General features: G+C 42.7%; 2 pseudogenes. Both read right to left on the reverse strand.

Features of this window, described 5'->3' with window-relative positions:
* Positions 1-209 (reverse strand): annotated as a pseudogene (locus tag CBG25_RS00750) (IS5/IS1182 family transposase); the annotation flags it as partial.
* A 76-nt stretch (positions 210-285) separates the two neighbouring features.
* Positions 286-483: pseudogene (locus CBG25_RS00755) on the reverse strand (AMP-binding protein); the annotation flags it as partial.
* Positions 484-677 lie beyond the last annotated feature (194 nt).

Here is a 677-nt window from a genome sequence, read left to right on the forward strand (position 1 = left end):
TAGATACGCTTTAAGACTAAAATGCGAACCATGGTCTCTGTTGGAAATGGTGGACGTCCGCCTTTTTTGCTGACAGGACGCGGTACCACATGGTCGATTTCTGCTGCTAGATGCGCAAAGTCTATACAGGTTTCGATCTTGACCAGCGGGTCACCCAACTTGTCGATCGTCTGTTGGTCATACTGGTTTGCAAAGAGGTCATTCTTCATGGTGGTTAGCTCAGTAGACCAGCTTCCGATAACTTTATCAGCAAAATCAAACTCGGCTTAGGTTTTTCGAGGTGCCCTTAATATGAATTTCATTATTCACTAAGCGAAGAGACTTGCCGATTAAAGGTAAACCGACGCCTAGAGTACTATCTGCTTGTTTCGCGCAAATCGTGGAGGCTGTTTCTGTCATACCATAGCCGAGCCAACAACGGATGCCATGCTGCTTAGCCCTAGTGACTAGTTCATGCGGGATCATCGCACCGCCTAATAACACATTAAACTAGTTGCTGAATAGAGACTTGCATTTTTTGTCACGCTATTGAGAATAAAAGAGGTTTAACTTAGAGAATAAAGGTTTGAAATGATCAACAAAGAGCGGCTGTTACGAGATAATCGTTTATGTAAAGCAATCATTGGATTATCAGTCGAAGAATTGAAAAATTTAGCCGCTGAATTTTCAGCTTGTTA

The sequence above is a fragment of the Arsenophonus sp. ENCA genome (genome assembly GCF_002287155.1).
Lineage (GTDB): Bacteria > Pseudomonadota > Gammaproteobacteria > Enterobacterales > Enterobacteriaceae > Arsenophonus > Arsenophonus nilaparvatae.